This is a genomic window from Rhodococcus ruber (assembly GCF_016804345.1).
In the GTDB taxonomy this organism is placed as follows: Bacteria; Actinomycetota; Actinomycetes; order Mycobacteriales; family Mycobacteriaceae; genus Rhodococcus; species Rhodococcus ruber.
Map to the genome: position 1 here is coordinate 1,435,943 of NZ_CP044211.1, position 24,310 is coordinate 1,460,252.

23 protein-coding genes and 1 pseudogene are annotated in these 24,310 nt (G+C 70.1%); 12 read left to right on the forward strand and 12 right to left on the reverse strand.

Annotated features, from left to right (window positions below; all coding sequences use genetic code 11):
* Window positions 1–19: 19 nt before the first annotated feature.
* Complete coding sequence (locus tag F1734_RS06710; RefSeq protein WP_119699472.1) at window positions 20–442, reverse strand: organic hydroperoxide resistance protein; 423 nt, start codon at window positions 440–442, stop codon at window positions 20–22.
* A 25-nt stretch (window positions 443–467) separates the two neighbouring features.
* Window positions 468–926, reverse strand: a complete 459-nt coding sequence (locus F1734_RS06715; RefSeq protein WP_003936448.1) for a MarR family winged helix-turn-helix transcriptional regulator — start codon at window positions 924–926, stop codon at window positions 468–470.
* A 149-nt stretch (window positions 927–1,075) separates the two neighbouring features.
* On the opposite strand from F1734_RS06715, the gene F1734_RS06720 reads away from it, so the two are divergent.
* Window positions 1,076–3,502 carry an ATP-dependent Clp protease ATP-binding subunit gene (locus tag F1734_RS06720; protein WP_203011450.1) on the forward strand — a complete coding sequence of 809 codons (2,427 nt, stop codon included), beginning with the start codon at window positions 1,076–1,078 and terminating at the stop codon, window positions 3,500–3,502.
* Between the two features lie 67 nt (window positions 3,503–3,569).
* Here F1734_RS06720 and F1734_RS06725 read toward each other — a convergent pair whose 3' ends face one another.
* Both F1734_RS06725 and treS read right to left on the reverse strand, forming a co-directional pair.
* A complete protein-coding gene (locus F1734_RS06725) occupies window positions 3,570–4,967 on the reverse strand; it encodes a maltokinase N-terminal cap-like domain-containing protein (protein WP_026137797.1) in 1,398 nt (465 codons plus the stop codon).
* Window positions 4,964–6,685, reverse strand: a complete 1,722-nt coding sequence (gene treS / locus F1734_RS06730; RefSeq protein ID WP_010593946.1) for a maltose alpha-D-glucosyltransferase — start codon at window positions 6,683–6,685, stop codon at window positions 4,964–4,966. The genes F1734_RS06725 and treS overlap by 4 nt, the downstream gene beginning before the upstream one ends.
* A 600-nt stretch (window positions 6,686–7,285) precedes the next feature.
* On the opposite strand from treS, the gene F1734_RS06735 reads away from it, so the two are divergent.
* Window positions 7,286–8,368 (forward strand): 3-deoxy-7-phosphoheptulonate synthase, encoded by a 1,083-nt coding sequence (locus tag F1734_RS06735; RefSeq protein ID WP_010593947.1) that lies wholly within the window; start codon window positions 7,286–7,288, stop codon window positions 8,366–8,368.
* A gap of 88 nt (window positions 8,369–8,456) precedes the next feature.
* Entirely contained in the window at window positions 8,457–9,338 is an 882-nt protein-coding gene (locus tag F1734_RS06740) for a glycosyltransferase family 2 protein (protein ID WP_010593948.1), read from the forward strand.
* A gap of 59 nt (window positions 9,339–9,397) precedes the next feature.
* On the opposite strand, the gene thpD is transcribed toward F1734_RS06740, so the two are convergent.
* The gene (gene thpD / locus F1734_RS06745; RefSeq protein ID WP_059174883.1) at window positions 9,398–10,285 is read right to left on the reverse strand and encodes an ectoine hydroxylase; all 888 of its coding nucleotides are present in this window, start codon (window positions 10,283–10,285) and stop codon (window positions 9,398–9,400) included.
* 168 nt (window positions 10,286–10,453) lie between these two features.
* Between thpD and F1734_RS06750 the strand changes: the two are divergent.
* Together F1734_RS06750 and F1734_RS06755 are read left to right on the forward strand one after the other, a co-directional pair.
* Window positions 10,454–11,498: pseudogene (locus F1734_RS06750) on the forward strand (zinc-binding dehydrogenase).
* 30 nt (window positions 11,499–11,528) lie between these two features.
* Complete coding sequence (locus F1734_RS06755; RefSeq protein WP_029539995.1) at window positions 11,529–11,954, forward strand: VOC family protein; 426 nt, start codon at window positions 11,529–11,531, stop codon at window positions 11,952–11,954.
* Window positions 11,955–11,963: 9 nt separating this feature from the next.
* Here the strand turns inward: F1734_RS06755 and F1734_RS06760 are convergent, their stop codons facing one another.
* Together F1734_RS06760 and F1734_RS06765 are read right to left on the reverse strand one after the other, a co-directional pair.
* On the reverse strand, window positions 11,964–12,959 hold the full coding sequence (locus tag F1734_RS06760) for an AraC family transcriptional regulator (protein ID WP_203011451.1): 996 nt from the start codon (window positions 12,957–12,959) through the stop codon (window positions 11,964–11,966).
* A gap of 2 nt (window positions 12,960–12,961) precedes the next feature.
* Window positions 12,962–14,155, reverse strand: a complete 1,194-nt coding sequence (locus tag F1734_RS06765; protein WP_010593953.1) for a pyridoxal phosphate-dependent aminotransferase — start codon at window positions 14,153–14,155, stop codon at window positions 12,962–12,964.
* 118 nt (window positions 14,156–14,273) lie between these two features.
* Here F1734_RS06765 and F1734_RS06770 point away from each other — a divergent pair, with 118 nt between their 5' ends.
* Window positions 14,274–14,885, forward strand: a complete 612-nt coding sequence (locus tag F1734_RS06770; protein ID WP_010593954.1) for a carboxymuconolactone decarboxylase family protein — start codon at window positions 14,274–14,276, stop codon at window positions 14,883–14,885.
* Here F1734_RS06770 and F1734_RS06775 read toward each other — a convergent pair.
* The gene (locus F1734_RS06775; protein ID WP_203011452.1) at window positions 14,867–15,280 is read right to left on the reverse strand and encodes a VOC family protein; all 414 of its coding nucleotides are present in this window, start codon (window positions 15,278–15,280) and stop codon (window positions 14,867–14,869) included. The genes F1734_RS06770 and F1734_RS06775 overlap by 19 nt on opposite strands.
* Window positions 15,281–15,290: 10 nt before the next feature.
* Window positions 15,291–16,202, reverse strand: coding sequence for a sigma-70 family RNA polymerase sigma factor (locus F1734_RS06780; protein ID WP_203011453.1), 912 nt, complete (start codon window positions 16,200–16,202; stop codon window positions 15,291–15,293).
* 351 nt (window positions 16,203–16,553) lie between these two features.
* Between F1734_RS06780 and F1734_RS06785 the strand changes: the two genes are divergently transcribed.
* From F1734_RS06785 to F1734_RS06805, 5 genes are all read left to right on the forward strand, one after another.
* Window positions 16,554–17,642, forward strand: coding sequence for an ABC transporter substrate-binding protein (locus tag F1734_RS06785; RefSeq protein ID WP_407040643.1), 1,089 nt, complete (start codon window positions 16,554–16,556; stop codon window positions 17,640–17,642).
* Window positions 17,639–18,457, forward strand: a complete 819-nt coding sequence (locus F1734_RS06790; RefSeq protein ID WP_203011454.1) for an ABC transporter ATP-binding protein — start codon at window positions 17,639–17,641, stop codon at window positions 18,455–18,457. Before F1734_RS06785 ends, F1734_RS06790 begins: the two co-directional genes overlap by 4 nt.
* Window positions 18,450–19,322: an ABC transporter permease gene (locus F1734_RS06795; protein WP_010593959.1), complete on the forward strand. Its 873-nt coding sequence runs from the start codon at window positions 18,450–18,452 to the stop codon at window positions 19,320–19,322. Before F1734_RS06790 ends, F1734_RS06795 begins: the two co-directional genes overlap by 8 nt.
* Before the next feature lie 33 nt (window positions 19,323–19,355).
* Window positions 19,356–20,705 (forward strand): LLM class flavin-dependent oxidoreductase, encoded by a 1,350-nt coding sequence (locus F1734_RS06800; RefSeq protein ID WP_203011455.1) that lies wholly within the window; start codon window positions 19,356–19,358, stop codon window positions 20,703–20,705.
* A gap of 103 nt (window positions 20,706–20,808) precedes the next feature.
* The gene (locus tag F1734_RS06805; RefSeq protein WP_040274152.1) at window positions 20,809–21,795 is read left to right on the forward strand and encodes an LLM class F420-dependent oxidoreductase; all 987 of its coding nucleotides are present in this window, start codon (window positions 20,809–20,811) and stop codon (window positions 21,793–21,795) included.
* Window positions 21,796–21,808: 13 nt separating this feature from the next.
* Here the strand turns inward: F1734_RS06805 and F1734_RS06810 are convergent, their stop codons facing one another.
* The 3 genes from F1734_RS06810 to F1734_RS06820 form a co-directional block, all read right to left on the reverse strand.
* Entirely contained in the window at window positions 21,809–22,372 is a 564-nt protein-coding gene (locus F1734_RS06810; protein WP_010593962.1) for a GNAT family N-acetyltransferase, read from the reverse strand.
* A gap of 2 nt (window positions 22,373–22,374) precedes the next feature.
* On the reverse strand, window positions 22,375–23,043 hold the full coding sequence (locus tag F1734_RS06815; RefSeq protein ID WP_026138092.1) for a DUF3239 domain-containing protein: 669 nt from the start codon (window positions 23,041–23,043) through the stop codon (window positions 22,375–22,377).
* A gap of 105 nt (window positions 23,044–23,148) precedes the next feature.
* Window positions 23,149–23,577 (reverse strand): hypothetical protein, encoded by a 429-nt coding sequence (locus tag F1734_RS06820; RefSeq protein ID WP_048772363.1) that lies wholly within the window; start codon window positions 23,575–23,577, stop codon window positions 23,149–23,151.
* Window positions 23,578–23,797: 220 nt separating this feature from the next.
* Here F1734_RS06820 and F1734_RS06825 point away from each other — a divergent pair, with 220 nt between their 5' ends.
* A complete protein-coding gene (locus F1734_RS06825) occupies window positions 23,798–24,241 on the forward strand; it encodes a hypothetical protein (RefSeq protein ID WP_064065849.1) in 444 nt (147 codons plus the stop codon).
* Window positions 24,242–24,310: the final 69 nt, after the last annotated feature.

The window sequence follows — 24,310 nt, forward strand, 5'->3', positions numbered from 1 at the left end:
ACGGTGGGCCGCGCGGGTGTCAGTCCTCGGTGACCTCGAGCTCGACCTCGATGTTGCCGCGGGTGGCGTTCGAGTACGGGCACACTTGGTGGGCCTTGTCGGTCAGTTCGAGGGCCTGGGCGCGCGGCACGTGGGGGAGGGACACCTCGAGGGTGACCTTCAGGCCGAAGCCGCCGCCGTCGGTGCGGCCGATGCCCACGCGTGCCCCGACCGCCGAGTCGGCGACGTCGGCCTTGTCCTGCCGGGCGACGAGCTGCAGCGCCGAGTGGAAGCACGCCGCGTACCCGGCGGCGAAGAGCTGCTCGGGGTTGGTGCCCTTGCCGTCGCCACCCATCTCGGTGGGGACCGACAGTTTCACGTCGACCTTGCCGTCGGAGGTGCGGGCGCGGCCGTTGCGGCCCTCCCCGGTGGCGAGGGCTTCGGCGGTGTAGAGCACGTGCATGTGTTTCTCCTGTCGGTGGGGCGGGTCAGTTGTCCCGGTCGGGTGTGTCGTCGGTGATGCCGTGCAGGGCGGCGGTCAGGCGGTGGAGCGTGTCGCGCAGGCCGGCGAGTTCGCCGGGGTCGAGACCGATGGCGCAGGCCAGCCGCGCCGGAATGTCCTCAGCCTGTGAGCGCAGCGCGCTCCCGGCGTCGGTGAGGTGGATGCGCACGCGGCGCTCGTCCGTGCTCTGCCGGCGGCGTTCGACGAGACCGGCGGCCTCGAGCCGCTTGAGGAGCGGCGAGAGGGTGCCGGTGTCGAGGTGGAGGGCGTCGCACAGCTCGCGCACCCCGCGACTGTCGCGTTCCCACAGCGCCAGCATGACGAGGTACTGCGGATAGGTGACCCCGAGCCGGTCGAGCATGCCGCGGTAGGCGGCCGTGGTGGCCCGGGAGGCGGAGTAGAGCGCGAAGCAGACCTGCCGGTCGAGCGCGAGATCATCGGACACGAGAAATAAAGTAGCGCACCGCTATGTTGTGCACAATCGAAATCGGCGGGAGCCTACCGTGACGCACATCACTTCACGGTTGGAATTGACAGACGGCCCGCCACGTTAGTTGAGTGAGAAAGACTCAAGTCCGAGAGAAAGGCTTCGGAATGCCGGCATTCTTCGGGCCTGGTGGCCCTGGGCGTATCGACATCACCCGCTACCTGAGCCGTGGCACCCAGGAACTGATGGCCGCTGCGGCCCGATTCGCCGCCGAACGCGGTGACACGGACCTCGACGCCCTCCACGTCCTGCACGTGATGGCGGAGCAGGACCCGGTCCGGTCCGTCATGACCCGCGCCGGAGCCGACCCCGCCGAGGTTCTGGCCGCGGTGGAACAGCGCCTCCCGCAGGAACAGAGCCGCAGTGCAGTCACCGCTCCCGCCCTCACCGGGGCGATCAAGACGGTGCTGCTCGAGGCGCACCAGCTCACCCGCGCCCTCGGCGCGACCTACATCGAACCGCAGCACCTGTTCGTGGCTCTCGCCGCCGACCAGGAGCACGGGGTCGGGGGCCTGCTCGTCTCGGCCGGGATCACCGCGCAGTCGCTCCAGGCCGCGCTGCAGCCCGGTGCGGCGACCGAGGCGGCGCAGGAACAGTCCGCCACCCCCACGCTGGACAAGTTCGGTGTCGACCTGACCGAGCGGGCCCGTGGCGGTGGCATCGACCCCGTCATCGGCCGTGCCGACGAAATCGAGCAGACCGTCGAGATCCTCTCCCGCCGCACCAAGAACAACCCGGTGCTGGTCGGCGAGGCCGGGGTCGGCAAGACCGCGATCGTCGAGGGCCTCGCCCAGCGCGTCGTCGACGGCGACGTCCCGGACAGCCTGCGCGGCAAGCGGATCGTGCAGCTCGACCTGACCGGCATGGTCGCCGGTACGCGGTACCGCGGCGACTTCGAGGAGCGGCTGACCAAGGTGCTCGACGAGATCACCGCGCACTCGGACGAGCTGATCGTCTTCGTCGACGAAATCCACACCGTCGTCGGCGCGGGCGGCGGCAACGAGGGCGCGATGGATGCCGGAAACATCCTCAAGCCCAAGCTCGCCCGCGGGGAACTGCACATCGTCGGCGCCACCACGCTCGACGAGTACCGCAAGCACATCGAGAAGGATCCGGCGCTCGAGCGGCGCTTCCAGCCCGTCACCGTCGGCGAACCCGGCCACGACGACGCGGTCGCGATCCTGCGCGGTCTCCGGGACCGCTACGCCGAACACCACGGCGTGCGGTACACCGACGACGCGCTCGACGCCGCCGTCGACCTGTCGGTGCGGTACCTGCCGGACCGGCACCTGCCGGACAAGGCGATCGACCTGATCGACCAGGCCGGTGCCCGGCTGCGGCTGCGCAGCCCGCGCGTCGACGAGACGGCGCTGCGCGAGCAGCTGTCCCGGCTCGAAGCCGACAAGGACCGTGCCGTCGCCGAGGAACGCTACGAGCAGGCCTCGCGACTGCGCGACCAGATCACCGAGGTGCAGGCCCGTCTCGACGCCGGGGCGCCCGCCGACACCGAGGTGCCCGAGGTGACCGCCGAACTGATCGCCGAGGTCGTCTCCCGCGCCACCGGCATCCCCGCGACACGGATGACCCAGGCCGAGAAGGAGCGGCTGCGCGGCCTCGAGGACGAGCTGCACCGGCGGGTCGTCGGGCAGGACGAAGCCGTCCGGGCCGTGGCCCGGGCCGTGCGGCGCAGCCGCGCCGGCATGAGCGACCCGCACCGGCCGGTCGGCAGCTTCCTGTTCCTCGGACCCACCGGCGTGGGCAAGACCGAGCTGGCGAAGGCGCTGGCGGAGGTGCTGTTCGGCGACGAACGCAAGATGCTGCGGGTGGACATGAGCGAGTTCGGCGAGCGGCACACCGTCAGCCGTCTCGTGGGAGCGCCCCCCGGCTACGTCGGCTACGGCGAGGCCGGCCAGCTCACCGAGCAGGTGCGGCGCAACCCCTACTCGGTGGTGTTGCTCGACGAGATCGAGAAGGCGCACCCGGACGTGTTCAACACCCTGCTGCAGGTGCTCGACGACGGCCGGCTCACCGACGGTCAGGGACGCACGGTCGACTTCACCAACACGGTGGTGATCATGACCAGCAACCTCGGCTCGGACATCATCTCGAGCCGCGGCGGGGCGCTGGGCTTCAGCACCGGCGATGCCGAGGCAGCGGAGAAGCCGCTGCGGGACCGGGTGATGGGCCGGCTGCGCGAGTCGATGCGGCCCGAGTTCCTCAACCGCATCGACGAGATCGTGATCTTCCGCAAGCTCGACACCGAGCAGCTGCACCGGATCACCGATCTGCTGCTGAACGACAGCCGCAAGCGTCTGCAGGCCAAGGGCATCGAGGTCGAGTTCACCGAGGCCGCCGTCGACTGGATCGCCGAGCACGGGCATCAGCCCGAGTTCGGGGCGCGGCCGCTGCGCCGGTCCATCCAGCGCGCGGTGGACGACCGCATCGCCGATCTGCTGCTCGACGACGTGCTCGTCGAGGGCGGTCAGATCCGCGTCGACGTGGCCGACGACGAGCTCGAGCTCTCGGTGGGCTAGACACCGGCACGCGAAGCGCGGGCGGTGACCGGCATCCGGTCACCGCCCGTCCGCGTCTGCGGCCACGTCAGCCGGCCTGCGTCATCCGGCGAATCGCGTTCAGGGGCAAACGGATCCATTGGGGACGGTGACGGGCCTCGTACACGACCTCGTACACGGCCTTGTCCAGCTCGTACGCGCGCAGCAGCGCGGCGAACTCGCGCGGATCCACGCCGGACTCGCTCGCGTAACCGTCACAGAACGCCGCGGAGTTGCGCTGTGCCCATTCCTGCGCCCGGAACTCGCGCTGCGCGGCAGCGGCCTCCGACGTCGCATCGTGCAGGGAGTGGTGGGCCGCGTAGTCGAACGAGCGGAGCATCCCCGCGACGTCGCGCAGGGCGCTGTCCGGTTCCCGACGTTCGTCGAGGGACTTGGCGGGCTCGCCCTCGAAATCGATGAGCAGCCAGTGCTCGGGGGTGCGCAGCACCTGCCCGAGGTGCAGGTCCCCGTGGATCCGCTGGACCGTCGTCGTGCCGGTGGCCGCAGCCTCCGCGAACCGCGCCCGCACCCCCGGGGCGATCTCCGCCAGTTCGGGTACGACGGCGCCGGCGGCATCCAGGCGGCGCAGCATCCCGTCGACGATGTCGCCCACGGCTCGCTGGGACGTCCCGAGGGACTGCGCCAGCAGCGCGTGCACCTCGGCCACCGCGGCGCCCATCCGCTGCGATTCCCCGGCGAAATCCGTGCCCACCTCGTCCGCCCGCAGGTCCGCCTCGAGCAGCAGGTCCCGCACACTGCCCAGCGCCATCGACCAGCCGTCGGCGGAGTTGGCGGCGAAGTCCTGCACCATCGCCAGGGTCGTGCGCACCCCACCGATCTCGGCGTCGATCCACGCGCGCACCGGGGCCACCGACCGGCAGCCCGCCTCCCCGAGCGCGAGATGCAGCTCCACATCCGGGTTGACCCCCGGAGTGATCCGGCGGAACAGCTTGAGCAGCAACTGCTCGCCGAGCACGACGGAGGTGTTGGACTGCTCGGCGCTGAGCGCCCGTCCCCGCAGACCCTCCTCGATGACCGTGCCGGGCACGGTGTGCAACTCGACCGGGCCGTACACCTGCCCGGTGGCGATCGAGTGCGCGTACAGGTCGATGATCTCCTGATCGCGCAGGCCGTCGTAGGCGTGGGTGCGATCGTCGCCGCTGCCGTCGGGCCGCGGCAGCGCCCAGGGTGCCAGCTCGTCGGGCAGGTGGAGGCGGTAGCCGAGGGGCACCTGATAGATCTGCTCGTCGCCGGACTCGAACTCGACGGTCACCAGCAGGTGGTCCGCCCCGAATGCGGGAGTGTCGGTGAGGTGTTCCCGCAGCTTGATGCGTACGGCGGCGACGGTCCGGCCCTTGGCGGCGAACCAGCGCTGGTGGGGGAGCCACTCGGCCAGCAGGGCCTCGAGCTCCGCGTCGGAATAATGCTGCACGTGTGGCTCCGTCATGGCTGTACCGCCGCCTCGGCCTCGCTGCTCACCGGATGTTCGCCGACGCCTTCCTTCGTCGGATCCGGTTGCAGCGCAAACCAGTAGAAGCCGTGACCGGGCAGGGTGACCATGTACCCCTCCTCCGTGATCGGTGGGAACGGGACGGAACCGGTGAGCTCCACCGGAATCCACCCCGCGAACCGCGACAGGTCCAGGATGACGGCCTGCGGATACCGGGACAGATTGTTCACGCACAGGATGACGTCGCTGTAGTTGCGGTCCGGTCCGAGCGGCATCTCCCGCAGGTAGGACAGGACGGCCGGGTTGGCGCTGCCGAGTTCGGTGAACGCGGCCTTGCCGAACGCCGGATGTTGCTTGCGGACCTGGATCATCCGCCGCGTCCAGTGCAGCAGGGTGTTCGTCGAGTTCATCTGCCGCTCGACGTTCACGGACTGGTAACCGTAGGTCGGATCCATGATCGTCGGCAGGTACAACCGCGCGGGATCCGCTCGCGAGAAGCCCGCGTTGCGGTCCGGGGTCCACTGCATCGGCGTGCGCACCGCGTCGCGGTCACCGAGCCAGATGTTGTCGCCCATCCCGATCTCGTCGCCGTAGTAGAGCACCGGCGACCCGGGCAGGCTCAACAGCAGCGCCGTGAACAGTTCGAGCTGGTTGCGGTCGTTCTCGAGCAGCGGCGCCAGCCGGCGGCGGATACCGATGTTCGCCCGCATCCGCGGGTCGGTCACGTACTCGGCGTACATGTAGTCACGTTCTTCGTCCGTGACCATCTCGAGGGTCAGCTCGTCGTGGTTGCGCAGGAAGATGCCCCACTGCGCACTGCTCGGGATCGGCGGTGTCTGGGCGAGGATCTCGGAGATCGGGAACCGGTTCTGGCGACGCACCGCCATGAAGATGCGCGGCATGAGCGGGAAGTGGAAGGCCATGTGGCACTCGTCGCCGACCTCCGGTTCGCCGAAGTACTCCACCACGTCGCTGGGCCACTGGTTCGCCTCGGCGAGCAGCACGCGGCCCGGGTACTCCGCGTCGATCACCGCGCGGCACTTCTTCAGGAACGCGTGCGTCTCGGGCAGGTTCTCGCAGTTGGTGCCTTCGCGTTCGAACAGGTAGGGCACCGCATCGAGCCGGAACCCGTCGATACCCAGGTCGAGCCAGAAGCGCAGGACGTCGATCATCGCGTCCTGCACCTCGGGATTGTCGTAGTTCAGGTCCGGCTGATGCGAGAAGAAGCGGTGCCAGTAGTACTGCTTGCGCACCGGATCCCATGTCCAGTTCGACGATTCGGTGTCGACGAAGATGATGCGCGCATCCGGGTAACGCTCGTCGGTGTCGGACCACACGTAGAAGTCGCCGTACGGGCCCTCCGGGTCGGTCCTCGACTCCTGGAACCACGCGTGCGTGTCCGACGTGTGGTTCATGACCAGATCGGTGATGACCCGGATGCCGCGCTTGTGCGCCTCGTCGAGAAACAGGACGAAGTCGTCGACCGTGCCGAACTCCGGCAGCACCGCCCGGAAGTCCCGGATGTCGTACCCGCCGTCGCGCAGGGGGGAGTCGTAGAACGGGGGCAGCCAGATGCAGTCGGCGCCCAGCCAGGCGATGTAGTCGAGCTTCTCGGTCAGCCCGCGCAGATCACCCGTCCCGTCGTGGTTCGAGTCGTTGAACGCGCGCACCAGGACTTCGTAGAACACCGCGGTCTTGAACCAGTCCGGATCCACCGCGAGATTTCTGGCATGGGAGAAGTCCTCGGACTGGGCCTCGACCAGGTGTCCGTCGGCGGTGTGTTCCGGTCCTGTCCCCCGAGCGTTCTCGTCGGGTGGATTCGCTCCGGGCGGGCTTACGCCCAGGGATGGGGCGGCAGTTCCGCCGTCCAGGTCTGGCATGGCACCTCCGTGCTCGTCGCTTCGCGGGACAGACTCTCCAAGGGTGCCCCGGTTCGCGCGTTTCCACACCCGAAGCGGCCGACTATCGACCGTTGTCGTGGTGTTGCGTTCCGTCCGGATTCCGGCTGCGCACCGATGTCGGAACCCGAACCTGATCGGCGTGCCGAAGGGGTGCGTGCCCGCCCCCCGTGCGCGGTTTCGGTAGCCCCCGCTACCGAAACCGCGCACGGGGGGCGCCGTGGCGCGGGGGAGGGCGGCCTGTTACGGTGGTCCGCATGCAGCGCGCATATTTCTGGTTTAGCAGGCCGGCCCGGGGTGGGTCGGTCGGCGTAACCGCGCGCTGACTTCTTCCACCTACGAGCCGGACACGGACCGGCTCGCTGGAATCACCGAAGGTTCAGCCAGGGTCGGCCCGGGAACAGGAACCGAACCCCGATGACCACCAGCACCTCCATCTCCACCGCGAATCTCGACGAACAGCGGACCGTGCGGATCAGCCCGCTCGTCGCTCCGGCCGTCGTCCGCGGCGAACACGCCCCCGACGAGGTCGCCGCCGCGACCGTGCGCTCGGGCCGCGCCGACACCGTGGCGATCCTCGACGGCACCGACGACCGCCTGCTCGTCGTGGTCGGGCCGTGCTCGGTGCACGATCCCGCCGCCGCGATGGACTACGCGCGACGTCTCGCCGCGAAGGCCGACGAGCTGCGTGACGACCTGCACGTGGTGATGCGGGTGTACTTCGAGAAGCCGCGCACCACCCTCGGGTGGAAGGGCCTGCTCAACGACCCGCATCTCGACGGCACCTACGACATCAACACCGGACTGCGCATCGGCCGCAAACTGCTGCTCGACGTCTCCGGCCTCGGTCTGCCCGTGGGGTGCGAGTTCCTCGATCCGATCCTGCCGCAGTACTACGCGGACCTGGTGACCTACGGCGCGATCGGTGCCCGCACCGCGGCCAGCCAGGTGCACCGGCAGCTGTGCAGCGCGCTGTCCATGCCGGTGGGCATCAAGAACTCCACCGAGGGTGACGTGCAGGTGGCCGTCGACGGCACCCGCGCCGCCGCCGCGAGTCACGTGTTCCCCGGCACCGACCTCGACGGCCAGGCCGCCCTCATCGAGACCGTCGGCAACCCGGACTGCCACGTCATCCTGCGTGGCGGCTCCGCGGGCCCGAACTACGATGCCGAGACCGTCGCGGACACGATGGCCCGCCTGCGCAAGGCCGGTCTGCCCGAACGCGTCGTGATCGACGCCAGCCACGGCAACAGCAGCAAGGACCACGAAAAGCAGGTCGACGTCGTCACCGACATCGCCGAGCGGCTCGAGGCCGGCGAGCAGGGCATCGCCGGAGTCATGCTGGAGAGCTTCCTCGAGGCCGGCCGGCAGGACCTCACGCTCGGCCGGGCGGACGAGCTCGAGTACGGCAAGTCCATCACCGATGCGTGCCTCGACTGGGCGACCACCTCCGCCCAGCTCGATCGGCTGGCCGACGCCGTGCGCCGCCGTCGCTCCTGAGGGTGCGGGAACCGTGTCGGGGTGTCCCGCCACGGTTCCTGCCTTCGGCGTTCCGAGGCACGCGGACGGTCGCGGTAGCGTCGGAGGCATGCATCAGCACACGCTGTCGGTGGTCGTGCCGGCGTACAACGAGGAACAGTACATCGGTCAGTGTCTTGCGGCCCTGCTGGAGCAGGAGGCGGATATCCACGAAATCGCGGTGGTGGACAACAACTCGACGGACAGGACGGGCGAGATCGTCGATGCGATTGCCGAGCGGTCTCCGATCGTCCGCCGGATCTTCGAGCCCCGCCCAGGTGTCGCATTCGCTCGAAATGCCGGGTTCGACTGGGCGACAGGAGATCTTCTCGGCAGGATCGATGCCGACACGCGGGTCCGTCCCGGATGGGCCCACACGATCCTCGACTTCTTCGCGCGTGCAGACACCGCGAGCGTCGGAGCCGTCAGTGGACTCAGCAACTCCTACGACTCGCCGTATCGGGAGCTCAAGCGCCGGTATATCGAGCAGCGCGTGCGCAAGGGGTTCTTCGGCGGTGAGCGCCGAATCGACAATCTGCACGGTGCCAACATGGCCGTGCGCCGGTCGGCGTGGCAGCGCGTCCGCGACGCGGTCAGCACGGATGCCGGGATCCACGAAGACCTCGACCTGGCCTTGTGCCTGCGTGAGGCCGACATCGAGATCGCCCAGCTCTCCGACTTGTTCGTCGACATCTCCCCCCGGCGTGCGCTGACGCCGCCGCGGGAGTACACCAAGTACATCCGCTCCGGAACCGCCACGTTCGAACTGCACGGCCGGATGAATCCGGTGCTTCGCCGGATTCTGAGGGCGCACTGGGCGTTCCACGTGCTCGTGTATCTAGCCTATCGGCCCTACGATCCGGAGCAGGGCCGATTCACGCTCACCCGGCTGCTGCGCACACCGCGTGCCCGCACGCTGCCGATCGACGTGGCGGACACCGTCCGCGTATGAGTCCTGCGATGCGGGGGTCCGCCCGACTCGTCCCGGGCGCACCCCCGCATCCGTTCGTGTCAGCGCAGCGGCGTGAAGTCGCGGCTGCCGAGGTAGTCGGGGCGCGGCTTCGGTGCCGAGAACGGCTCGCCGAGCGTGTTCTCGACGCTGTTGAACACCACGAACAGGTTCGACCGGGGGAACGGGGTGATGTTGCCGTTCGAGCCGTGCATGCAGTTCGAGTCGAACACCGTCGCGGAACCGGCCGAGCCGGTGAACGTGGCGATGCCGTGCTCGGCGGCCATCGAGGTCAGCGTGTCCTCGTCGGGTGAACCCGTGGGCGGGACGTGCGTGACCAGCGACTGCTGGTAGTAGTCGTCGGGCGTCGTGCCGGCGCACGAGACGAAGGTCCGGTGCGAACCGGGCATGATCATCAAACCGCCGTTGTAACCGTAGTTCTCGGTCAGCGCGACCGAGATGCTCAGCGCCCGCGGCCGCGGCATGCCGTCCTCGGCGTGCCAGGTCTCGAAGTCCGAGTGCCAGTAGAACGGTCCGCCGCGGAATCCCGGCTTGACGTTCAGCCTCGACTGGTGGATGTAGACCTCCGAGCCGAGGAGCTGGCGGGCGATCCCGGCGATCTCCGGTCGCCGGATGATCTCGCCGACGGTGTCGGAGAGGCGGTGCACGTCGAACACGGAGCGCACGTCCCCGCTGCCGGCCTCCCGCACGACCCGATTGTCGTCGGCCAGCTCCCGGCCCAGACGTGCTGTCTCGTCGAGCAGATTTCCGACGTCGTGCGCCGGCAGGAGCGCGTCCACGGTGTGGAACCCGCGCCGGTCGTACTCGGCGACGGCCGACGCGTCCAGCGGCCCCGCGGCTGATCCCCACACCACCGGATCCGGCCGGGACACGCTCACGCACTTCGTGCGGTTCCGGGTCGGGTAGGCGTCGATGACGGCCGTCTGCATTGTTGCGAATCACCCTCTCGAAGTCGATGACGGTTCTCCTCGACGCTCTCACTCACCGTCGGCGGATGCAACCCGTCGCGGAGATCCGCAGCACGAACATGCGCACTCGCGCATGCGGCGGGAGTAGGGTCGCCCCTGGCTGCCGCCGCACAACAGGATGAGGGGACCATGACCGGGACGATGCGCGCCGCGCGCTTTCATGCCGACACCGGAACCAATGTGCTGGAAGATGTTCCGATTCCGTCGCCGGGCCCCGGCGAGGTGCTCGTGAAGGTGGCGTTCTGCGGGATCTGCCACTCGGATCTGAGCCTGCTGGACGGTACGTTCCCGGCCCTGCTGCCCGTGGTCACCCCGGGGGCACGAAGCCGCCGGGACCATCGCCGCCGTCGGGGACGGCGTGACGGGCTGGGCGGTCGGGGACCGCGTCGTCCCCGCCGCGGGCCGACCGTGCCTGCAGTGCCGCTTCTGCCGGCGGGGCGACCTGACCAACTGCCCGAACATCCAGCTGATGGCGTTCGCGTACGACGGGGCGTGGGCCGAGTACACCGTCGCCCAGGCGGGCGGTCTCACCCGTGTGCCCGACAACGTCCCGCTCGAGCAGGCGGCGATTCTCGCCGACGCGGTGTCGACCCCGTTCGGTGCGGTCGTGCGCACCGGCCAGGTCGCGGTGGGCGAGGCCGTCGGCGTGTGGGGAGTCGGCGGGGTGGGCACCCACATCGTGCAGCTCGCCCGGCTGGTCGGCGCCGTGCCGATCCTCGCGTTCGACATCAACCCCGCGGTGCGGGAGCGGGCCCTCGAACTCGGCGCCGACCACGTGTTCGATTCCCGCGACCCGGACCTGGTCCGGAAGGTCGCCGAGGCGACGGGCGGGAAGATGCTCGACGTGGCCTTCGACTCTGCGGGCCTGAAGGTCACCTTCGACCAGGCCCTGCAGTGCGTCATGACGGGTGGCCGCGTGGTGGTGGTGGGGCTGAGCGGGCAGGAGGCCTCCCTCGGCCCCACGGCCACGTTCGGCCTGTCGCGCAAGCACGTCATGGGCCACCTCGGGTACAAGAACGTCGACATCGAGACGCTCGCGGCACTCGTCTCCCGCGGGCGCCTGGACATCTCCCGCTCCGTCAGCGAGATCGTCCCGCTCGAGAACATCGCCGAGGGCATCGCGAAGCTGCGCGACCACGTCGGGGATCCGATCCGGATCCTTGTACAGCCCTGACGTGTCGGGGTGCCGTCGTACCGTCACCGCATGGGTTACGGATTCCAGGTGACGGTCGATTCGAGCAGCCCGCACACGCTGGCGAAATGGTGGGCGGCGGCGCTGGGCTGGCGGGTGGAGCCGAGCAACGAGGACTTCATCCGCGGCCTGGTCGCGGCCGGGCACGCCCGGGAGGAGGACACCGAGATCTTCGAGGGCGTCCTCGTGTGGAAGGCGGGCGCCGCGATCTCCGATCCCGAGGTGCCCGCGCGTCCGCGCGTGCTGTTCCAGCTGGTGCCCGAAGGCAAGACGGTGAAGAACCGGCTGCACTTCGACATCCGGGCGGGGGAGGACCGCGAGGCGCTGGCCGGCCGGCTCGCCGAGGCGGGCGCGACCGTCCTGCACCGGGGCCGGCAGGGGCCGAACGAGTGGATCACGATGTCCGATCCGGAGGGCAACGAGTTCTGCGTCGCGTGAACCGGCGACCTACCGGTATGCGCGGGGGGTCTTGCCCGTCCATCGCTTGAAGGCGCGCCGGAACGCACTCGGCTCGGAGAAGCCGAGCCGGGCCGACAGGGCGTCCACCGCCTCGCCGCGGCGCAACCCGGCGATCGCCGTATCGCGCAGCACCTCCTCGCGCAACTGCCCGAGCGAGGTGCCCTCCTGCCTGAGCAGACGCCGCAGATGCGGGGCGCTCACCGACAGCATCTCCGCGACGTCCTCGGCGGTCGCCGTGCGACCCTCGATGCCCGACTCGAGGATCCGCCGCACCTGCGACGCGGCGGTGGAGTCGTAGTCGCGTTCCGACATCATCAGATTCGGTGATTCGCGCAGATAGTCCTCGAGGGTCTCCTCGGTCTGGACGATGGGCGACCGCAGGGCCGCGTTGTCGATCTCGAGCACCGCGCCGGCGGCCTCGAAGGTGACCGGCACCCCGAAGATCGCGTCGTAGTTCTTCGCCAGCACCGGATCCGGCTCGCCGTAGGGGACCGAGACCGACGCCAGCCGTACCCGGCCCCCGACGAGCCAGGCCGCGAAGCGGTGCAGCAGGATGAGCAGGAAGTCGATGATGACGCGGGTCCTGTCGTCGTACGACTCCAGCACCACCTCGAGCCGGGTCGTCCGCGGCCCCGGGGTGAGCCGTAGCCGCGGCAGCGTCGGCAGCACCTGGTTGACCTGGATCATCCGCTCGAGGGCCTGCGCGAGGTCCCGGCAGTGGATCAGCGTCAGGCACACCACCCGGAACGTGCCGCGGGGTACCGGTCCCGGTCCGAGCCCGAACAGTTCGTCACCGGTGAGTTCCCAGGTCTTCTGGGTGAACCGGGTGACCTGCTCGGGGGTCAGGCGCGCGTGCGGGTGGGCGAGCACCGCGCGGCTGATCCGTGCCGCGTTCAGGGCCGGGGCCAGATCCACCCCGTTCACCTCGGCCAGCACCACCGAACGGCGCACGAAGTCGGAGGGAATGGTGGCGGGGGCGGTCATAATCAGCCGTGCTCCCGCAGGCTGCGCAGCCGCCGGACACCCTCGAGGAGGACGTCGTCGCGCTTGCAGAAGGCGAACCGCACCAGGTGATTCCATTGCCGGGGGTCGTCGACGAAGGCGCTCACCGGGACCGCGGCCACGCCGATGCGCTCGGGCAGGGTTCTGCAGAAGGCGACACCGTCCGTCACACCGACAGGGGTGACGTCCGCGCACACGAAATACGTTCCGGCCGAGTCCAGCACGCCGAATCCGGCGTCGGTGAGCGCAGCGGAGAGCAGGTCGCGCCTGCGCTGCAGATCGTCGCGCTGGGCGGCGACCCAGGGCTGCTCGTGGGTCAGCGCGTACGTGACGGCGGGCTGGAACGGCGCTCCGGCGACGAAGGACATGAACTGTTTCGCCGTGCGCACCCCGTCGATCAGTTCGCGGGGCCCGAGCGCCCACCCGATCTTCCAGCCGGTGACGTTGAACATCTTCGCGGCGCTGGACACGGTGACGGTGCGTTCGGCCATGCCGGGCAGGGACGCGATCGGCCGGTGCTGCCGGCCGTCGAACACCAGATGCTCGTACACCTCGTCGGACAGCACCAGCAGGTCGCGTTCGCACGCCAGTTCCGCGAGCGCGCGAAGCGCCTCGTCGTCGTAGACCGTCCCCGTCGGATTGTGCGGGGTGTTGACCACCAGCATCCGGGTGCGGTCGGTGACCGCGGCGCGCAGCGCGTCGACGTCCAGGACGAACCCCGATCCGGCACGAGTGAGCGGAACGGTGCGGCGGGTAGCCCCGGCGAGTGCGACGGACGCGGCGTAGGAGTCGTAGTAGGGCTCGGTGAGCAGCACCTCCTCACCGGGCTCGACGAGACCGAGGACGGCGGCGCTGATCGCTTCGGTGGCACCGACGGTGACGAGGACCTCGCCGTCGGGGTCGTGTTCGAGTCCGTACCGGGCCGCCCGGTCCGCTGCGATCGCCCGCCGCAGTTCGGGCGTGCCCGGCCCGGGCGGATACTGGTTGACGCCGTCGGCGATGGCCTGGCGCGCGACGTCGAGCATCGCGCGGGGGCCGTCCGTGTCGGGAAAGCCCTGGCCGAGGTTCACGGCGTCGTGCGTCACGGCCAGAGCGGTCATCTCGGCGAAGATCGTGGAGGCGAACGGCCGCAGCCTTTCGACCGTGCGGACCCGGCGTGAGGACGCGATTTCTGCCATTTCGGCAGCTTAGCCGCGTCCTTCGCGACCCCCGGCAGCGGTCGTGTCACATCCGGCGGGGCTGTCTCGTCTGAAGAGGTGAACGGTCCCGTCCGGGACCCGGGGAACGGAGTAGATCATGGCGCGCATTCCCGCGGTGACACCGGCCGAGGCCGGTGTCGCGACGAAGATCGCCTATCGGATGGCCCGGCGCCGCTTCGGGGAGGTGCCCGAGCCGTTCGCCGTCTACGCCCACCATCCGGCGCTGATGCGGGCGAGCGCCGTGCACGAGACGCTCGTCGAGCGCGCGTCGACGGTGCTGCCGCCGCACGTGCGCGAACTCGCGGTGTACCGGGTGGCCTGGAGCGTCGGGTGCTCCTGGTGCGTCGACTTCGGCACGATGCTGCAGCGGCTCGACGGCCTCGACGTGGACCGCCTCGAGCACATCGCCGACTATGCGACCTCCGACGCCTACAGCGACGACGAGCGTGCGGCGATCGCGTACGCCGACGCGATGACGGGAGCCGGCGGCGACGGCGGTGCGGCCGTCACGGTGACGGACGAGCAGGTCGCCGACCTCGAGCGGCGCTTCGGACGGGCCGGGGTGGTCGAATTGACCTACCAGATCGCGCTCGAGAACATGCGGGCCCGGATGAACTCGGCCCTGGGCATCCACGAGCAGGGTTTCAGCACCGATGCGTGCCGGGTGCCGTGGCTGCAGGACGACGCGGCTCAGGGCAGCACGAGCTGACCGATGGGACCCGGATTCCAGGCGATCTCCCACCGGAATCCGTCGGGGTCCGCGAAATATCCTGTGTAGCCGCCCCACTCGCGGTCGACCGCGTCGGAGACCGGATCGGCTCCGGCGCGTCGGGCGGTGTCCAGTACCCGGTCGACATCCGCTCGGTCGGCGACGTTGTGGGCGAGCGTCACGGGCGGGACGCCGCTCCGGCGAACGGGCCCGACCTCGGCTGCGAAGTGCTGTTCGTCCCACAGGGACAGGACGAGGTGCGGTCCGACCTGGATCATCAGCACCTCGCCGGGCACATCGACGACGGGCGTCCAGCCGAGCCCGTCGACGTAGAAGCGCCGGGTGCGCTCGAGGTCCGCGACGGCAAGGGTGACGAAGCTCAGTCGGGGCTCCATGACCGCGACTCTAACCGTCGAGGCGGACGCCGCGGAGCTTGTCGGGATTGGCCATGTCGTAGGCCGCCCATACCCGCCCGTCACGGACGGTGCAGCCGACGACCCGCCCGGCGAACGCGCGGCGGGTCCCGTCGCCGGGGGAACCGGCGCTGACGAACCCCAGTTCGCCGTTGACGAGCGCCGGCGTGCCGGCCAGGAACGCCTCGGCGCCGTAGCGCTGCATCAGGCCCAGGAAGAACCGGGCGAACCGGTCGGCGCCGACGACGACGTTGATCGCGGTGCGGGTGGTGCCGCCCGCGTCCCCGATCACCCGGGCGTCGGGGTCGAGCGCCGCGACCACCGCCGCGAGGTCCCCGGAGGCGAGGGCCGTCATCAGCCGCTGTACCGCCTCGACGTGCTCGGCGGCCGGCACGGGCGGCGGCGCGGCCGCGACGGCCCGCCGGCCGCGGGAGGCGAGCTGGCGCGCGGACGCCGGCGTGACGTCGAGAATGGCGGCGATCTCGTCGAACGGCACCGCGAAGCCGTCGTGCAGGACGAAGGCGACGCGCTGGGCCGGGGTGAGCGTGTCCAGCACGACCATCGCCGCCATCCGGCTGTCCTCCTGCCGCACAACGGCGTCCAGCGGATCGGGGGAGGACGGTCCGCCGACCGGAGTGACGATCGGTTCGGGCAGCCACTGGCCGACGTAGTTCTCGCGACGTACCGCGGCCGACCGCAGCCGGTCCAGGCACAGACGTCCGACCACGGTGGTCAGCCACGCCCGCAGATCGTCGATCCCGTCCGCGTCCGCGCGGTCGAGTCGCAGCCAGGCGTCCTGGACCGCGTCCTCGGCGTCGGCGACGCTGCCGGTCAGCCGGTAGGCGACGGAGAGCAGGTGCGGCCGATGCTGCTCGAAGGCGTCGGCGAGCACGGCGGTGCGCATGGGCCGATCGTACCGACCGGCATCCGGTTCGCGGCCGGTACGGTAGCGGATCGGACAAGTCAAGGGATTCGCACACGGATGCGCCGAAGCGTTGCCCCGTCGCCGCGGCCCGGGCCAGACTTCCGGAGTCCGATCGCCGCAGAAGGAGTCCACCGTGTACGAGTGTCCGGACTGTTGTCGCTGACCCTCCCGGTGTAGCCCGCCCGTCCGGCCCGTCCGGACGCCGGCACTCGATCTTCCGTTGCTGCACCGCGAATCCCGGTGCCGTGGACGCCTCGCCGTCGCCGCACCGCACTTCTCCGTGCCCGCTGTGCCGGGCCTCCTCGCCGAACGTAAGGGACAACTCTCGCGATGTCGTATTCCATGCTGCGCAGCCGGCTGGCCCGGCCGGTTGCGGTCGCAGCCACCCTCGTCACCCTCGCCGCGGGGGTCGCGGCGTGCTCCCCGGGGTCGGAGACCGCCACCACCGACGACGGGCGCACCGTTCTGCGCTACCAGGGCTCGGCCGGCCAGGTCACCTACCCCGAACTCGCGGAGAGCCTCGGCTACTACGAGAACGTCGCGCTGGACTGGGTGGGTGACACCACCAGCGGTCCGCAGGACATCCAGTCCGCGGCCACCGGGCAGACCGAATTCGGCGGCGCATTCAACGGTGCCGTCATCAAGCTCGCCGCCGCCGACTCGCCGATCACATCGGTCATCAGCTACTACGGCTCCGACGAGCAGTCGTTCAACGGCTACTACGTGCTCGAGGACAGCCCGATCCGCACCGCCCGGGATCTGATCGGCAAGAAGGTGGGGATGAACACGCTCGGTGCGCACCACGAGTTCCTCGTCCGCGAATGGCTCGCCCGGCAGGGGTTGACCCCGGACGAGATCGGGCAGGTCGAACTGATCGTCGTGCCGCCGGTGAACACCGAACAGGCATTGCGGGAGGGACAGATCGACGTGGGCACCCTCGGCAGCGTGTTCCGCGAGACCGCGGTCGCGCGCGGCGGAATCCGACCGCTGTTCACCGACGAGTCCCTGTTCGGGGCGTTCAGCTACGGCACGTACGTCTTCCGCGACGACTTCATCGCCGAGAACCGGGATGCGGTGGCGGATTTCGTGCAGGGCACCGCACGTGCGATCCGCTGGGCGCAGACCACCCCGCGCGACACGGTCATTGCCGAGTTCAAGGAGATCATCGGCAGCCGCGGCCGCAACGAGAGCACCGACCTGGTCGAGTTCTACCAGAGCCCCGGCGTCGCCGGACCGGGCGGGACGATCACGGAACAGGAGATCCGGACCTGGCTCGACTGGCTCGCCCGGAACGGCGAACTGCCCGACGGCACGTTCACCCCATCCGACATCTACACCAACGAGTTCAACCCCTACGCCAACGGCACCTACGAACCGTCGAGCGGTCCGAACGGTGAACCCGTCGAGGAGGCGAAATGAGCACCACCCCGAAGCTCCGTCTCGAGCACGTGACCAAGCGGTTCCCGGTCCGCGGTACGGACACCGCGTTCACAGCCCTCGACGACGTCAGCCTCGACGTCGCCGACGGTGAGTTCCTCGTCCTCGTCGGCCCCAGCGGCTGCGGCAAGTCCACCCTGCTCGACCTGCTCGGTGGGCTGAGCAGCCCGACGTCCGGCCGGATCCTGCTCGACGGACAGCCGATCTCCGGGCCGGGCCTGGACCGGGGCATCGTCTTCCAGCAGTACGCACTCCTGCCGTGGCGCACCGCGCGGCACAACATCGAATTCGGCCTCGAGGCGAAGGGGCTGTCCCGGCGGCAGCGGCGTGAGCGCGCCGAGCACTACCTCGAGCTCGTGGGGCTGCGTGGATTCGGAGATCGTTATCCGCACGAGCTGTCCGGTGGCATGAAACAGCGCGTCGCGATCGCCCGGAGCCTGGCGTTCGACCCCGAGGTGCTCCTCATGGACGAGCCGTTCGCTGCGCTCGACGCGCAGACCCGGGAATCGTTGCAGGACGAGCTGTTACGGATCCGCCACGAGACCGGCAAGACGATTCTGTTCATCACCCACGGCATCGACGAGGCGGTCTACCTCGGACAGCGCGTGGCCGTCCTGACGTCCCGGCCCGGACGGGTCGAGGCCGTCGTGGACATCGACATCGATCGCACCGTCGACGACGTCCGCTCCGGCGAGGCGTTCCGACACTATCGACACCGGATCTGGTCCTTGCTGCACTCGGACGTCGAGCGCGCGCAGAACCACGGTGCCGCAATCCAGGAGGTCCACCATGTCTAGTCCGAGCGCCACGTTGATCCACCCCGTCGCGCTCGACGGGGCCCTGGCGGAGCAACGACCCGCACCGGCCCCGCCGGCTCGAGGCGCCGGGACCGGCCCCTGGATCGGTGCCTTCGTGTGGCGCGGGCTCAAGCCGGCCGTCGCGATCCTCGCCTTCCTCGCGGTCTGGGAGATCGCGCCCCGGCTCGGACTCGTCGACGAGGTGTTCCTGCCGCCCTTCACCGTGGTCGCGGACGCCTTCGCCCAGCTGATCGGCGACGGCCGGCTCGCCGAGCACCTCGGTGCCAGCCTGTCCCGGGCCGTCACCGGCTTCGGGATCGCGGTGCTCGTCGCGATCCCGCTCGGTGTGGCGATCGGCTGGTACCGGCCGGTGGCCGAGTTCCTCGATCCGATCCTCGAGTTGTTCCGCAACACCGCCGCGCTCGCGCTGCTGCCGGTGTTCATCCTGATCCTGGGCATCGGCGAGACCTCGAAGGTGGCGCTGGTGACCTACGCGAGCACCTTCCCGATCCTGCTCAACACCGTCTCCGGCGTGCGCACCGTGGATCCGCTCCTGGTGAAATCGGCCCGCTCCCTCGGTCTGCCTTCGTACCGCCTGTTCCAGAAGGTGATCCTGCCGGCCGCGGTGCCGACGATCTTCACCGGCATCCGGATGGCCGCGGCCTCGTCCATCCTCGTGCTCATCGCGGCCGAGATGGTCGGCGCCAAGGCGGGTCTCGGCTATCTCGTCACCGCTTCGCAACTCAACTTCCAGATCCCGAACATGTACGCCGGCATCGTCGCCATCTCTCTCGTCGGTCTGACCTTCAACGGGATCCTCGTCGCGGTCGAGCGCCGGCTCTCCCGCTGGCGCGCAGACCGGTAGTCCCCTCGTTCCCCCACACCTGGAGAGGTTGTCATGTCGCAGTCCCCGAAGCAGTTCCACCTCAACGCCTTCCTGATGGGAGTCGGTCATCACGAGGCCGCCTGGCGGCACCCGCGCACCGACGCGCGCCGCGTCCTCGACGTCGCACACTTCCAGGAGCTCGCGCAGATCGCCGAACGCGGCACGCTCGATTCGGTGTTCTTCGCCGACGGCCTCGCAGTGGGGCCGCGCGTCGAGCACAACGCTCAGGCGATCTTCGAACCGATCACCCTGCTCTCGGCGATGGCCGTCGTCACCGAGCGCATCGGCCTCATCGCCACCGCGTCCACCGGCTACAGCGAACCGTTCAACCTCGCCCGTAAGTTCGCCTCCCTCGACCACATCAGCCACGGCCGCGCCGGCTGGAACATCGTCACCTCCGGAGGGGCCGACGAAGCCCGCAACTTCGGATACGACGAGACCCCCGACCACGCCGGTCGCTACGACCGCGCCGCCGAGTTCGTCGATGTGGCGACCGGTCTGTGGGACAGCTGGGAGGACGACGCCGTCGAACTCGACGTCGAGAGCGGTCGTTTCGCGGACCCGGACAAGGTCCACACCGTCGACCACGACGGCCCGCGGTTCTCGGTACGCGGACCGCTCAACACCCCGCGCTCCCCGCAGGGCCGTCCCGTCCTGGTGCAGGCCGGATCGTCGGAGAGCGGGAAGGACTTCGCCGCCCGGTACGCCGAGGCCGTGTTCACCGCGCAGCGCACCCTGGCCGAGGGACAGGCGTTCTACCGCGATCTGAAGGCGCGGGTGGCCGCGGCGGGGCGGGATCCGCACTCCCTGAAGGTGCTCCCCGGGATCGTGCCGTTCATCGGCGACACCGAGGTCGCGGCGAAGGCGCTCGAGCAGGAGTTCACCGACCTGATCTCGCCGGCCTACTCGCTGCGTCAGCTCTCCGGGATGGTGGGGGTGGACCTCACCGACCATGCTCTCGACGCGCCGCTGCCCCCGCTGCCGCCCCTCGACCGGATCCAGGGCAACAAGAGCCGCTACGAGCTGGTGAAGAACCTCGCCGAGAACGAGCACCTGACCGTGCGCCAGCTCATCGGCAAGCTCGGCGGCGGACGGGGGCACCGCACGTTCGCGGGCACCGCCGAGCAGATCGCCGACGACCTGCAGCTGTGGTTCGAGGGCGGAGCCGCGGACGGCTTCAACGTCATGTCGCCCTACCTGCCCGGTGGTCTCGAGGACTTCGTCGAGCAGGTCGTGCCGATTCTCCGGGATCGGGGACTGTTCCGCACCGAATACACCTCGACGACGTTGCGCGGCCACTACGGGCTCGACCGCCCGGCCGGCCGGTTCGACGCTGTGCCGGCTCGGGCGGCGACGGCCTGAGTGCACGGGCCCGGTCGCGCGGAGGGAACCCCGCGCGACCGGGGCCGGTCCGCGATACTGGGGATCGGCATGCAGGCCCCGATCTCGAAGACAGGAATCCCACATGCGATTCGGAATGTTCGTCCCCCAGGGCTGGCGGCTCGACCTCGTCGGCATCGAACCCGCCGAGCAGTGGCGGGTGATGCGTGACCTGGCTCAGCGCGCCGACAGCGGACCGTGGGAGTCGATCTGGGTGTACGACCACTTCCACACCGTGCCGGTGCCCACCGAGGAGGCCACCCACGAGGCGTGGTCGCTGGTGTCGGCGTTCGCCGCGGTCACCGAGAGGGTGCGGATCGGGCAGATGTGCACCGCCATGGGCTACCGCAACCCCGCCTACCTGGCGAAGGTCGCCGCGACCGCGGACATCGTTTCGGGCGGCCGCATCGAGATGGGCATCGGCGGCGGATGGTACGAGCACGAGTGGCGCGCCTACGGATACGGCTTCCCGTCCCCGCCGGAGCGGTTGCGCCGCCTCGACGAGGGTGTGCAGATCTTCCGTCAGGCCTGGACCACCGGCACGGCCACCCTGCACGGCCGGCACTACCAGGTGGACGGTGCCGTCGTGCGGCCGCTGCCGCTGCAGGAGGGCGGCATCCCGTTGTGGATCGCCGGTGGCGGGGAGAAGGTGACGCTGAAGATCGCCGCGAAGTACGCGCAGTACACCAACTTCGACGGCACCCCGGAGGGTTTCGCCCACAAGTCGGAGATCCTGCGGGGGCACTGCGCCGAGGTGGGCACCGATTTCGACGCCATCGTGCGCTCGGCGAACTACAACGTCGCCATCGGCCGCACCGAGGCCGAGGTGCAGGAGCGTCTCGGCACGCTGCGGGCCCGGCTCGAACCGTACGTCGGGCCCGAGAAGGCCGACGGTGCGCTCGACGCCTTCCGGGGTCTGCCCGCCGTGGGAACACCCGAGCAGATCGTCGAGAACTTCAGGGCGCTGAAGAAGCAGGGCATGACGTACGCGATCCTCTACTTCCCCGAGGCCGCCTACGACACCTCGGGCATCGAACTGTTCGAGAAGGAGGTCCTGCCCGAACTGCTCTGACCGGCCCCGTCGATCACATCGGCCATCCGTCGGCCGGTACGCGTGGGTCGTCGGGCAACAGGCCCGCGACCCACGCGTCGTGCCGGGACCCGCGCTGCAGTATCCCGCGCCGCTGCACGCCTTCGAAGCGGAAGCCGACCCGGCGGGCCACCGCCGCCGACGCGCGGTGCCCGGCCAGCGCCCGCCACTCGATGCGGTCCAGTTTCAATCCGTCCGAGCGGAAAGCATAGTCGCACAGCAGGTTCACCGACTCCGTCGCGAGTCCGCGGGCGCGGGCAGCCGGGGCAATCCAGTACCCGATCTCCGCCGCCGACGCGTCCCGCTCGATCAACCCGACGGTCCCCAACAGCGGACCGTCGGCGGACGTCCGCACCGCCCATACCGGGCTGTGCGCCGCCCAGCCCGCGGGCACCACGTCGCCGACGAACCGTTGCGCGTCCGCCCGCGTGTAGGGGTCCGGGACCGTCGTCCACCGCACGATCGACCGGTCCCGGCAGGCGGCCGTGATCGCGTCGACGTCGCCCGCCCGGGGCACCGTGAGAACGACGGTGCTTCCGGTGAGGACGACGGGGCGCATGGTCAGCGCAGGTCGGCGGGCAGGTCCTTCGGGTCCAGCACGAGCCGGCGCTCCTCGCTGGCCGCGACCTCGTCCGAGCGGGAAAGCTTGCCTTCGAGCACCTTCCACTCGGTCTCGTCGATCGCGGCGGCGGCCTCGCGCAGCACCGAAGCGTCCCGGGTGCCCCATGCGATCGGCATCGGGCTGACCATCTGCCACACGCCGCTCGTGTTGCGGGTGGTGCGGTCCGACAGCACCGCGACGGACGGCACGCGCTCGCCGACCCGCACCCGGTGCCCCGGTACGGCTGTGACGTCCCGGGCGACCAGGGCGTAGCGGTGACCGTCGGTCTGCGGCTTGGCGATGTCGACGAGCGCGAGCAGCGTCATCCCGCGCGGCCGGATTTCGGAGACCACGGCCGGAACCAGCGGGCTGTCCCGGTACAGATCCTGGATCGTGCCCACCTTGCGCGGAGCCCACACCGCGACCCACGCGGAAGTGAGCGCGGCGACGACGACCACGGCCGCGACGACGAAGGACCACGCCCGGCCGACCGCGATCAGCCATACGGCGGCTACGGTGAACAGCACCGCCAGCACGATCGCCGACACCCGTAGTCGTCGCACCTCGGCGACGGTCTGATTGACGGCCTTGGCGTGGGGCAGGTCCACGGGAAAGTCGAAACGACGCACGACGTCAGCTTATGCGACCGGCCCGCCGTGGTGGAGTCCTGCCGGGGCTGGCCGTGGCCTGGTGTCGAGGGGCGTGGTGTCGAGGGGCGTGGTGCCGAGGGGCGCTCACCGGGTGGCGGCCCGTACCGCCGCGACCAGCCACGCGACGAGCAGGGCCAGCAGCGCGACCACGAGCAGGACCGGAGCCAGCAGCGCGACCAGGACGGCGAGGAGGGCCAACAGGATCTTCGTCCTGGTGCTCAGGCCGGAGATCAGGCCCTTGACGGCGGCCCACACGGGGTTCTTGCCGGTCAGGGCGGCCCCGGCGCCTTTGAGGACGGCTCTTGTGCTCGCACTGCCCTCGGTGACGGTATCGATGAGCTGGTCCGTCGAGGCGGGGGCATCGCGCAGCACCGCGTCCCGGCGCTTCCGCACCGCCCGGGCGAGCCGGCGAACGTGGGTCTTCAGCCACTCGACGGCGGCCGCGAAGGGCCGGCGCTTGCGACGCGGAGCGCGGTCGTCGAGCCCCGGTCCGGGACGTTCCGATGTCGCCACCGGTGGGCGCTCGGACGACCGGGGCCGGGAGCCGGTGGACGTGCGCGGCCTCTCACGGGTCCGCGACCGAGCCTGCTCGTCGGCGGTCTGCGTCCGCGGACGGGTCCGGCGCGTAGCGGTGTCCTGCGTCCGGGCGCGCCGTGGGGCGTCCGGCGCCGTACGGGTTCCGGCGGCGGCGCGTCCGGCTCGCCGATCCGGGTCCGTCCGCCGTGGCGCAGCCGTGGCCGACCGCGCGGTGGTCGATTTCCCGGTGGTGGATTTCGCGGTGGTGGATTTCGCGGTGCCGGATCGTGCGGTGCCGGATCGTGCGGTGGTGGATTTCGCGGTGCCGGATCGTGCGGTGGTGGATTTCGCGGTGCCGGATCGTGCGGTGGTGGATTTCGCGGTGCCGGATCGCGCGGTCGTCGACTTCGCGGTGTCCGACCGCGTCGTGGCCGACGTCGTCGTGGCCGCGGTCGTCGACTTCGGGGCGGCTGCCCGTCTGCGAGATGTGCGTTCCCTGCCCCCGGCCGTTCGGCCGGCGCCGCGTGCGGTCCGACCCTCTGCTGTGCCCCGTGCACCCATACCTACGGCTACCCCCGGCGGTGCCGGGGAAACCTGTCGTGAGGCTCCGGCCTCAACTCGAGCAGAATGCGCACAACGGGGCTATCGCACGCAACGGTGACCACTCGGAGTGGGCGGCCTCACACTTCGGTGTAGCAGGGATCACACCGGGCGGCGGCCCGGTTTCTCG

Excerpts from the sequence above, each read along its gene's own strand:
- F1734_RS06735 (WP_010593947.1), top strand. The coding sequence starts at position 7,286 with ATGACCACCAGCACCTCCATCTCCACCGCGAATCTCGACGAACAGCGG.
- F1734_RS06780 (WP_203011453.1), bottom strand. The coding sequence starts at position 16,202 with ATGCGCACCGCCGTGCTCGCCGACGCCTTCGAGCAGCATCGGCCGCAC.
- F1734_RS06790 (WP_203011454.1), top strand. The coding sequence starts at position 17,639 with ATGAGCACCACCCCGAAGCTCCGTCTCGAGCACGTGACCAAGCGGTTC.
- F1734_RS06810 (WP_010593962.1), bottom strand. The coding sequence starts at position 22,372 with ATGCGCCCCGTCGTCCTCACCGGAAGCACCGTCGTTCTCACGGTGCCC.
- F1734_RS06795 (WP_010593959.1), top strand. The coding sequence starts at position 18,450 with ATGTCTAGTCCGAGCGCCACGTTGATCCACCCCGTCGCGCTCGACGGG.
- F1734_RS06740 (WP_010593948.1), top strand. The coding sequence starts at position 8,457 with ATGCATCAGCACACGCTGTCGGTGGTCGTGCCGGCGTACAACGAGGAA.
- F1734_RS06765 (WP_010593953.1), bottom strand. The coding sequence starts at position 14,155 with ATGGCAGAAATCGCGTCCTCACGCCGGGTCCGCACGGTCGAAAGGCTG.
- F1734_RS06725 (WP_026137797.1), bottom strand. The coding sequence starts at position 4,967 with ATGACGGAGCCACACGTGCAGCATTATTCCGACGCGGAGCTCGAGGCC.
- F1734_RS06805 (WP_040274152.1), top strand. The coding sequence starts at position 20,809 with ATGCGATTCGGAATGTTCGTCCCCCAGGGCTGGCGGCTCGACCTCGTC.
- F1734_RS06720 (WP_203011450.1), top strand. The coding sequence starts at position 1,076 with ATGCCGGCATTCTTCGGGCCTGGTGGCCCTGGGCGTATCGACATCACC.
- F1734_RS06760 (WP_203011451.1), bottom strand. The coding sequence starts at position 12,959 with ATGACCGCCCCCGCCACCATTCCCTCCGACTTCGTGCGCCGTTCGGTG.
- thpD (WP_059174883.1), bottom strand. The coding sequence starts at position 10,285 with ATGCAGACGGCCGTCATCGACGCCTACCCGACCCGGAACCGCACGAAG.
- F1734_RS06800 (WP_203011455.1), top strand. The coding sequence starts at position 19,356 with ATGTCGCAGTCCCCGAAGCAGTTCCACCTCAACGCCTTCCTGATGGGA.
- F1734_RS06775 (WP_203011452.1), bottom strand. The coding sequence starts at position 15,280 with ATGGAGCCCCGACTGAGCTTCGTCACCCTTGCCGTCGCGGACCTCGAG.
- F1734_RS06710 (WP_119699472.1), bottom strand. The coding sequence starts at position 442 with ATGCACGTGCTCTACACCGCCGAAGCCCTCGCCACCGGGGAGGGCCGC.
- F1734_RS06770 (WP_010593954.1), top strand. The coding sequence starts at position 14,274 with ATGGCGCGCATTCCCGCGGTGACACCGGCCGAGGCCGGTGTCGCGACG.
- F1734_RS06755 (WP_029539995.1), top strand. The coding sequence starts at position 11,529 with ATGGGTTACGGATTCCAGGTGACGGTCGATTCGAGCAGCCCGCACACG.
- F1734_RS06785 (WP_407040643.1), top strand. The coding sequence starts at position 16,554 with ATGTCGTATTCCATGCTGCGCAGCCGGCTGGCCCGGCCGGTTGCGGTC.